The sequence below is a fragment of the Cyanobium sp. Cruz CV13-4-11 genome, assembly GCF_024346055.1.
Lineage (GTDB): Bacteria > Cyanobacteriota > Cyanobacteriia > PCC-6307 > Cyanobiaceae > Cyanobium.
Genome location: NZ_JAGQCH010000016.1, coordinates 83,267 through 91,398, shown reverse-complemented (window position 1 = coordinate 91,398; position 8,132 = coordinate 83,267). Strand labels below are relative to the sequence as shown.

9 protein-coding genes are annotated in these 8,132 nt (G+C 68.7%); 4 read left to right on the top strand and 5 right to left on the bottom strand.

Annotation, left to right across the window (positions count from 1 at the left end; translation table 11 throughout):
- Positions 1-521 precede the first annotated feature (521 nt).
- A complete protein-coding gene (gene petD, locus KBZ12_RS12775; protein WP_254958352.1) occupies positions 522-1,004 on the bottom strand; it encodes a cytochrome b6-f complex subunit IV in 483 nt (160 codons plus the stop codon).
- Between the two features lie 58 nt (positions 1,005-1,062).
- Positions 1,063-1,737, bottom strand: coding sequence for a cytochrome b6 (gene petB / locus KBZ12_RS12770; RefSeq protein WP_035833434.1), 675 nt, complete (start codon positions 1,735-1,737; stop codon positions 1,063-1,065).
- Between the two features lie 50 nt (positions 1,738-1,787).
- Here petB and ctpZ point away from each other — a divergent pair, with 50 nt between their 5' ends.
- The 3 genes from ctpZ to minC are packed head-to-tail and all read left to right on the top strand — an operon-like array spanning position 1,788 to position 5,009.
- The gene (gene ctpZ / locus KBZ12_RS12765; RefSeq protein WP_254958351.1) at positions 1,788-3,035 is read left to right on the top strand and encodes a carboxyl-terminal processing protease CtpZ; all 1,248 of its coding nucleotides are present in this window, start codon (positions 1,788-1,790) and stop codon (positions 3,033-3,035) included.
- Positions 3,032-4,306 (top strand): HD domain-containing protein, encoded by a 1,275-nt coding sequence (locus KBZ12_RS12760; RefSeq protein ID WP_254958350.1) that lies wholly within the window; start codon positions 3,032-3,034, stop codon positions 4,304-4,306. The genes ctpZ and KBZ12_RS12760 overlap by 4 nt, the downstream gene beginning before the upstream one ends.
- Before the next feature lie 25 nt (positions 4,307-4,331).
- Positions 4,332-5,009, top strand: a complete 678-nt coding sequence (gene minC, locus KBZ12_RS12755) for a septum site-determining protein MinC (protein ID WP_254958349.1) — start codon at positions 4,332-4,334, stop codon at positions 5,007-5,009.
- Here the strand turns inward: minC and KBZ12_RS12750 are convergent.
- From KBZ12_RS12750 to KBZ12_RS12740, 3 genes are read right to left on the bottom strand one after another with little or no spacing between them, the layout of a single operon-like run.
- Positions 4,999-5,613 (bottom strand): chromate transporter, encoded by a 615-nt coding sequence (locus KBZ12_RS12750; RefSeq protein WP_254958348.1) that lies wholly within the window; start codon positions 5,611-5,613, stop codon positions 4,999-5,001. The genes minC and KBZ12_RS12750 overlap by 11 nt on opposite strands.
- Entirely contained in the window at positions 5,613-6,209 is a 597-nt protein-coding gene (locus KBZ12_RS12745; RefSeq protein ID WP_254958347.1) for a chromate transporter, read from the bottom strand. The genes KBZ12_RS12750 and KBZ12_RS12745 overlap by 1 nt, the downstream gene beginning before the upstream one ends.
- Complete coding sequence (locus tag KBZ12_RS12740; RefSeq protein WP_254958346.1) at positions 6,202-7,200, bottom strand: phosphatidylserine/phosphatidylglycerophosphate/cardiolipin synthase family protein; 999 nt, start codon at positions 7,198-7,200, stop codon at positions 6,202-6,204. Before KBZ12_RS12740 ends, KBZ12_RS12745 begins: the two co-directional genes overlap by 8 nt.
- 93 nt (positions 7,201-7,293) lie before the next feature.
- On the opposite strand from KBZ12_RS12740, the gene minD reads away from it, so the two are divergent.
- Positions 7,294-8,127 carry a septum site-determining protein MinD gene (gene minD / locus KBZ12_RS12735; protein ID WP_396101176.1) on the top strand — a complete coding sequence of 278 codons (834 nt, stop codon included), beginning with the start codon at positions 7,294-7,296 and terminating at the stop codon, positions 8,125-8,127.
- Positions 8,128-8,132: the final 5 nt, after the last annotated feature.

The following is an 8,132-nucleotide window of genomic DNA, read 5'->3' as shown; positions in this document are numbered from 1 at the left end:
CCAGCCGCAACCGACGCAGTGGAAGCGTCAGTTCCTAAACTTTTTTGGTTGTCCAGGTTCTACCGCTCCACCCCTTCCGGGGCTCTCGCGGCGCGTCGCCTCCCGGCGACTCAGAAAACTTACAACATCGTCGGCTCGCGCCTCTTGATCTCGTAAGCCTGCTCCCCGCTCGAGCTCTCGCTCTCTGGGGCGCAGTCCAAAATCATACCACCTGCATCGGCTGAGCCTTCGCCTCTATCGCTTTTGCAGGCTGTGGCCGCCTGACCAGCACAGGGTCCATAGCGAAGGGGCTTGCACGGTTCCGGCGGCAAGCGGGCTCTGCCTGGCCCATTCGCGCCTCCTGTGCGGTGGGAGGCACCCAAAGGGCTCCGTGAGCGTGGCCTCGCTGATAGAGCCTCTGGGTGGGACCCGCAGGGTTGCTGCTGGCCCCTGGACCTGCGCACGACGGAGCCCGAACACAAAAAAGCCGCGATTGCTCGCGGCTCAAGGGAGATGGTTCGGGGCCGGAGCCCCGGGTGGCCTCAGAACAGACCCAGGGTGAGGGACTTGTCGATCGGCAGGCAGGCGCCGATGCCGAGGTAAATGGTGAACGCGGTGCCGAACAGGAAGGCGCCCATGGCGACGGGCCGGCGGAACGGGTTCTGGAACTTGTTGAAGCTCTCGATGAAGGGGATCAGCATTAGCCCCAGGGGGATCATCGTCTGGAGGGCAATGCCCAGGAGCTTGTTGGGGACGACCCGGAGGATCTGGAACACCGGATAGAGGTACCACTCCGGGAGGATCTCGAGCGGGGTGGCGAAGGGATCCGCCCGATCCCCCAGCATGGCGGGATCGAGAACGGCCAGCCCCACCAGGCAGGCAAGGGTTCCCAGGATCACCACCGGAAAAATGTAGAGCAGGTCGTTCGGCCAGGCCGGCTCGCCGTAATAGTTGTGGCCCATGCCCTTGGCCAGCTTGGCCCGCAGCTTGGGATCGGTGAGATCAGGCTTCTTGAGGATGTGCATGGGGGAGAGCTCGGGACGCTTGTGACCAGTGGGGGAAGGCTAAAGGGAAGACCGGGGTTTAGAGCGGGCCGGAGATGCCCTGCTTACGGATCATCAGGAAGTGGATCAGCATGAACACCGCCAGCAGCCAAGGCAGCACGAAGGTGTGCAGGCTGTAGAAGCGCGTCAGGGTGGACTGGCCCACGCTTTCACCGCCGCGGAGCAGCTCGACCATGAAGTCACCCACCACGGGGACGGCGGCGGGAACGCCGCTGACGATCTTGACGGCCCAGTAACCGACCTGGTCCCAGGGGAGGGAGTAGCCGGTGACACCGAAGGACACGGTGATCACGGCCATGGTCACGCCGGTGACCCAGGTGAGCTCGCGGGGGCGCTTGAAGCCACCGGTGAGGTACACGCGGAACACGTGCAGGATCAGCATCAGCACCATCATGCTGGCGCTCCAGCGGTGCACCGAGCGGATCAGCCAGCCGAAGCTGACGTCGGTCATCAGGTACTGGACGGAGCTGTAGGCCTCCACCACCGTGGGCTTGTAGTAGAAGGTCATCGCAAAGCCGGTGGCGAACTGAATCAGAAAGCACACCAGCGTGATGCCGCCCAGGCAATAGAAAATGTTGACGTGGGGCGGGACGTACTTGGCAGAGATATCGTCGGCGATCGCCTGGATTTCGAGGCGCTCCTCAAACCAGTCATAGATCGGGGACGACTTGGCGCCAGGAGACGAGTTCGCCATGCAGCGTGGGGCTTGGGTTGCGAGAGTCTACCGATCGTGCTGACCCCACCGTGAGACACCCGGGCCGCCGGTCCATCCCGGCTCAATGCTTTGCAACAGGGCTCTGCCTGCTGCTGTGCCTGCCAGCACCGGCGCTGGCCCTCAGCGATGCCCAGCAGCTGGTGGTGGAGGCCTGGCGGCTGGTGAATCAGAGCTACGTCGACCCCGCCCAACTGGAGGCGGTGCAATGGCGGCGCCTGCGCCAGAAGGCCCTGGAGACGTCGATCGCCAGTTCCGTGCAGGCCTATGGCGCCATCGAGGCCATGCTGGCGCCGATCGGCGACCCCTACACCCGGATGCTGCGCCCGGAGGAATACGCCACCCTGCGCTCCAACACCCAGGGCCGCGTGACCGGCGTCGGGCTACAGCTGGGACTGCGGGCGGGGGATCAGCGGATCGTCGTGATCGCCCCCCTTGATGCCTCCCCCGCCGCCGACGCTGGGATCGTATCCGGCACCGAGATCCTCAAGGTGGACGGCATCCCGGCCGACGTGCTGGGGCTGGAGGGCACCGCCGCCCGCCTGCGGGGCCCCGCCGGCAGCGATGTGCTCCTGGCCCTGCGCACCCCGGCGGGCCAGCCCACGGAGGTGCTGCTCGACCGCCGCGAGGTGGACCTGCAACCGGTGCGCAGCCATCGCCTGCAGAGCGAGGGGCACAGCCTGGGTTACCTGCGGATCACCCAGTTCAGCGAACCGGTGCCCCAGCAGGTGCGTTCCGCCCTCGCCGAGCTGACCGCCGCCGGGGGGAGCGGGCCGATCGAAGGGCTGATCCTCGACCTGCGCAACAACTCGGGTGGGCTGGTGGCCGCCGGGCTGGCGGTGGCCGATGGACTGCTCGACGGGGATCCGATCGTGGAGACCCAGGACCGGGGCGGCATCGCCGCCCGGCAGCAGGCGACCCCCGGCCGCCTCTACGGCGGCCCCATGCTCACCCTGGTCAACGCCGGCACGGCCAGCGCCAGCGAGATCCTGGCCGGTGCCCTGCAGGACAGTGGACGCTCCCGCCTGGCCGGCAGTCGCACCTTCGGCAAAGGACTGATCCAGACCCTGATCAACCTGAGTGACGGCAGCGGTCTGGCCGTGACCGTGGCCCGGTACCTCACCCCCAGCGGCCGCGACATCCAGAACCAGGGCATCGAGCCGGATGTGCTGCTGCCCCAGCCCGAGCCCCTGGAGCCGGACGGGGACGGGGACAGCTGGCGGCAGGCGGCCGCCACGCTTTTGGTGGCGGAACTGGCAGCCCCAGCCCTGGAACCATGAGCCAGCGCACATACCACGATCCGCTGCACGGGGCGATCCGCCTCGATCGCCAGGATCCTGCCGAGGCGCTGGCGATCGATCTGATCGACACGGCGCCCTTCCAGCGGCTGCGGCGCATCCGCCAGCTGGGGCCGGCCTTTCTCACCTTCCATGGGGCGGAATCCAGCCGCTTCACCCATTCCCTGGGGGTGCTGGCGGTGGCGCGGCTGGCCCTGCAGCAGCTGGAGCGGCTCGATCCGTCCCTGGCCCAGCACCGGGGTGTGCTCTATGCGGCCGCCCTGCTGCACGACGTGGGCCACGGCCCCCTCAGCCACTCCGGCGAGGAAATGTTCGGGGTGCAGCATGAGGTCTGGTCGGGCCGGCTGATCCGCGACCATCCCGCCCTGCGCGACCGGCTCGACGCCGATGCCCCCGGCCGGGCCGCCCTGGTGGCCGACCTGCTGGAGCATGGCCACCACCCCTGCCGGGCCATCAAAGCACTGATCAGCAGCCAGCTCGACTGCGACCGGCTCGACTACCTGCTGCGCGACAGCTACAGCACCGGCACCCGCTACGGCCAGCTCGACCTGGAGCGGATCCTCGCCAGCCTCACCCTGGCGCCCGACGGTGATCTGGCCCTGCACCCCCGGGGCCTGATGGCGGTGGAGCACTACCTGGTGGTGCGACACCTGATGTACAGGAGCGTCTACAACCACCGGCTCAACATCGTCTGCAACTGGCTGCTGAACCGGGTGATCGCCGTGGCCCGCCGTCTGGGCCCCGCCGTGGTGTGGGCCGATCCCACCATGGCCCGCTGGCTGTGGGAGAGCGACCGGCTCGATCTGGACAGCTACCTGGCCAACGACGACATCCGCACCGGCTACCACCTGATGCGCTGGCGGGAGGAAGCCCCCCAGGAACTGGCCGATCCCTGCGGGCGGCTGCTGGAGCGACGCCTGCCCAAGGCCACGGACGTGAGCGATCTCCCACCGGCCGGCCGGCTCGAGCTGCTGGCGGTGGCACGGCAGCTGTGCGAACGGGCCGGCCTGGTGGCGGAAGGGTGCTGCGCCCTGCAGCAGCGCCAGAGCCGGGGGTATCACCCCTACGCCGGTGGCCTGCGGCTCTGGGATGGCCTGCGGCTGCAGGCCCTCGAGCGGCGCTCCCCCCTGGTGGCCAGCCTGTGCCAGACGGTCGACATGGCCTGGCTGATCCACCCGGCCCGGGTGAGCGACGACCTGCGCGCGGCCCTGGCGGTGCGGCGAGCGGAGGACGGGGGACGCCAGGGCCTCTAGGTTCGCTGCACCCCCGGACACCGTCTTGGCCGCCGCATTGATCCAGGCCCTCGACGACCGGCAGCCGCACCTGCTGCGGCTGCCGGCGCAGCAGGGCTCCGCCAGTGCCCTGGAGGAAGTGCGCTATGCCCTCGGCAGCCGGCACCCCAGGGCAGGCACCGTGGTGCTGGAGGCGGGCCGCTGGCCCCTGCTCCTGCCGGAGCTGCGGCAGCTGCGGGAGCTGCTGGCCCCCCTGCACCTGGAACTGATTCGCGTCGCCGCTGACCACCCGGAGACCCTGGTGGCCGCCGCGGCCCTCGGACTCGACATCGATCCAGGCGCACCGCCGCCACCCACACCGGCCATCAGCACCGCAGCAGCGGCGCCAGATCTGCTGGTCCATCGCGGCACCTTGCGCTCCGGCGACCATCTGCAGGCGGAGGGTTCGGTGCTGCTGCTGGGGGATGTGAACCCCGGCGCCCGCCTCAGTGCCGCCGGCAATGTTCTGGTGTGGGGGCGGCTGCGAGGCATCGCCCACGCCGGCGTGGCCGGCAACCGCGAGGCCCGCATCGTCGCCCTGCAACTGCGCCCCCTGCAGCTGCGCATTGCCGACGTGGTGGCCCGGGGGCCGGAGGATCTGCCGCCGCCCGGGCTGGCCGAGCAGGCCCTGCTGGTAGAGGGGGAGATCCGCATCGATCCGGCGGCGCCGGACTTCAGCGGTTGATCAGGCCGAAGGCCCCCAGTCCCCCGGCCACGGCCATGAACCACAACGGCGAGATCCGGGTGCGTAGCATCAGCACGCACACCAGCAGGGACACGACAACGCCGGCGGCATTGGTGTCGGCGGTCTTGAGGATCTTCACCCCCACGGCGAACAAGATGCCCAGGGTGATGGGGCCGAGCCCCCGCTCGAAGGCCACGCGCCAGGGGGAGTCGCGCAGCCGGTTCCAGCTGAGGCAGGCCACCACCATCAGCAGGGTGGAAGGCAAAAGAATGGCGATCTCGGCGCCGTAGGCCGTCAGCAGAGCCCAGCCAGGGCCCTCGGGCCAGCCGGCCCCCATGCCGAGCAACCCCACGATCATCGAACTCGGTCCCGGGGCCGCTTCGGCCAGGGCGTAGATGTCGGCGAACTGGGAGGGCCGCAACCAGCAGTACTGCTCGACGCTGAGGTGATGGTATTCCGTCAGCAGGGTATTGCCGCCCCCCAGGGAAAACAGGGACAGGCCCAGAAACGTACCCATCACCTGCAGCAGGTGGCCGAGATCGTTGAGCCGCATGGGGGTGCAGCTGGCCGCCTCGGCGGCGGCCGCCAGCAGCAGGGGCGGCATCAGCGTGGCGCTCCGGCAGTGGGCCTGGTATGGGATGGCCGCGGCCAGTACCAGGCCATTGCCAGGGGGCCGGCCACCAGCACCAGCGGCACCAGCCGCACATGGAAGAACGTCATCAGTACGAAGGTGACCGCCGCCAGCAGCAGGGCCATCGGATCCTTCCAGTACTGATCAAGGATCTTGAAGCCCATCGACAGGGCCATCCCGGCCGCCGCCGCCACAACGCCCGCCAGCACCCTGTCCAGCGCAGGCAGGGTGTGGAACTCGAAATAGAGCAGCCCCACCCCCATCAGCAGGGTGAAGGGGACCAGCAGCATGCCCGCCAGGGCCGCCAGGGCCCCGGGCAGGCCGCGGAAGAAGGTGCCGACGTAGACCGCCATGTTGATCTGGTTGGGGCCGGGGAACAGCCGGGCCACAGTGAGTCCTGTGAGGAACTCCTCGTTGCTCATCCAGCGGCGCTGTTCGACGATGATCCGCTGGCTCCAGGCCGAAAGGCCGCCGCCGAAGGCGGAGAGGGCCACCATGAGCATGCCGGAGAACAGTTGCCGCAACCCGGGCGCGGGGGCCGTCGGGGAGAGCTTGGAAGCGTCAGTCATGGACGAAATGGGGATCCGGCGGCAGTTCCCCTTCCTCGTGATATTTGGGGTCGAGGGGATCCGGGGCGTTGTACTTCTCGGCGTTCTCCCAGTCGGTCTCGAACATCTCGCGCAGCCGTGCCACCACTTCGGGTGCATCGCTCTCGATGCCCAGCTCCCGGCGTAGGTCGAAAGCGCTGCGGTCGATGTTCATGGAGCCGGTCTGGGCGAACGCCCCATCCACCAGGATCAGCTTGGCGTGCAGCTTGGGCCGCTGCTGCCTGCGCACCTTGACGCCGAAGCGCTGCATCACCCGTAGCGAGGAGAAGGTGTCGTAGATGTCCCAGTCGCTGATGCCGTGCTTGCCGCCGCACAGCACCCGCACCTTCACCCCGCGCTCCCGGGCGCTGATGATCCGCTCCAGGATCACCGCATCAACAAACTTGGGGTGCTGGATCCAGAGCGTGCGGGTGGCGGCATCGACGATGCGGGCCATTTGACCGCGGCTGTGGGCGCTGCTCCACACCAGCCCCACGCCCAGATCGGGCTGGAAGAAGACGCGCTGCCAGTCGGCCTCGAAACCCGCGGTCACCTGGGCCACCACGGCGGGGTTGTAGGTGAGCACCCCGTAGTCGCGGGTCTCGGTGAAGTACTTGTCGGCCAGGTTGAAGGTGGCCACCAGGGCGGTGTGCCGGTCGACCACCATCGATTTCTCGTGGGTCACCGGGAAGGCCTCGCTGGTCCAGGCCGTCTCGATGCCCCAGCCCTGGAGGCGGGCGAAGGCCTCGTCGTTCCAGCGGTCGCCGCCGGAGGTGTGGGGGTTGAGCATCACCCGCACCTGCACCCCCCGCTCCCGGGCACGCTGCAGGGCCTGCTCCACCGCCTCCGACTGGAGCTTGAACTGCTTCAGAAGCAGTTGTTCTGTGGCCTCCTCGATCAGGGCGACCACGGCATCCACGCCGTCGTCGGGCATCACCAGCAGCCGCTGGGGCCGGTGCGGGGCGGAGGTCATCGAGGCGCGCAGGGGGGAATGGGCCTTTCTAGCGGCAGTTGCGGACCTTGGCCCAGCCGCCCCGCCCAATGGGATTAGCCTGCCGCGACGCCCGTGGACGCCGTGACGTCAGCACCCGCCCGCATCATCCTCATCTGTTCCGGCAAGGGGGGCGTCGGCAAGACGACCCTCACCGCCAACCTGGGGATCGCCCTGGCCCGGCTGGGGGAACGCACCGTCGTGCTCGATGCCGATTTCGGCCTGCGCAATCTCGATCTGCTGCTCGGCCTGGAGAACCGGATCGTCTACACCGCCCAGGAGGTGCTGGCCGAGACCTGCCGGCTGGAGCAGGCCCTGGTGAAACACAAGCAGGAGCCCAATCTGGCCCTGCTGCCCGCCGGCAACCCCCGCATGCTCGAGTGGCTCACCCCCGAGGACATGCAGCGGATCGTGGCGATGGTGGCCGAGCGGGCCGATTACGTTCTGATCGATTGCCCGGCTGGGATCGAGGACGGCTTCAAGAACGCCGCAGCGGCCGCCCGCGAGGCGATCGTGATCACCACCCCGGAAGTGTCCGCGGTGCGTGATGCCGACCGGGTGATCGGCCTGCTCAACACCCGCGGGGTGGCACCGGTGCAGTTGGTGCTCAACCGGGTGCGTCCCAAGATGATGGCCAGCCAGGAGATGCTGGGCGTCGAGGACGTGACCGACATCCTGGCCCTGCCCCTGGTGGGCCTGGTGGTGGAGGACGAGCAGGTGATCGTGTCCACCAACCGGGGGGAACCGCTCACCCTCAACGGCAACGGATCCCCCGCCGCGAAGGCCTACCAGAACATCGCCCGGCGCCTGCGGGGTGAGGCCATCCCCCTGGAGGATCCCTCCAAGGCCCGCAAGGGCCTGCGCGCCCGGCTGATGAACAAGATCCGCAAAACCACCGGTCTCTTCTGAGCACC

Coding starts and splice junctions, on each gene's coding strand:
- petD (WP_254958352.1), bottom strand. CDS start 1,004: ATGCACATCCTCAAGAAGCCTGATCTCACCGATCCCAAGCTGCGGGCC.
- KBZ12_RS12745 (WP_254958347.1), bottom strand. CDS start 6,209: ATGACTGACGCTTCCAAGCTCTCCCCGACGGCCCCCGCGCCCGGGTTG.
- KBZ12_RS12740 (WP_254958346.1), bottom strand. CDS start 7,200: ATGACCTCCGCCCCGCACCGGCCCCAGCGGCTGCTGGTGATGCCCGAC.
- petB (WP_035833434.1), bottom strand. CDS start 1,737: ATGGCGAACTCGTCTCCTGGCGCCAAGTCGTCCCCGATCTATGACTGG.
- KBZ12_RS12760 (WP_254958350.1), top strand. CDS start 3,032: ATGAGCCAGCGCACATACCACGATCCGCTGCACGGGGCGATCCGCCTC.
- KBZ12_RS12750 (WP_254958348.1), bottom strand. CDS start 5,613: ATGCCGCCCCTGCTGCTGGCGGCCGCCGCCGAGGCGGCCAGCTGCACC.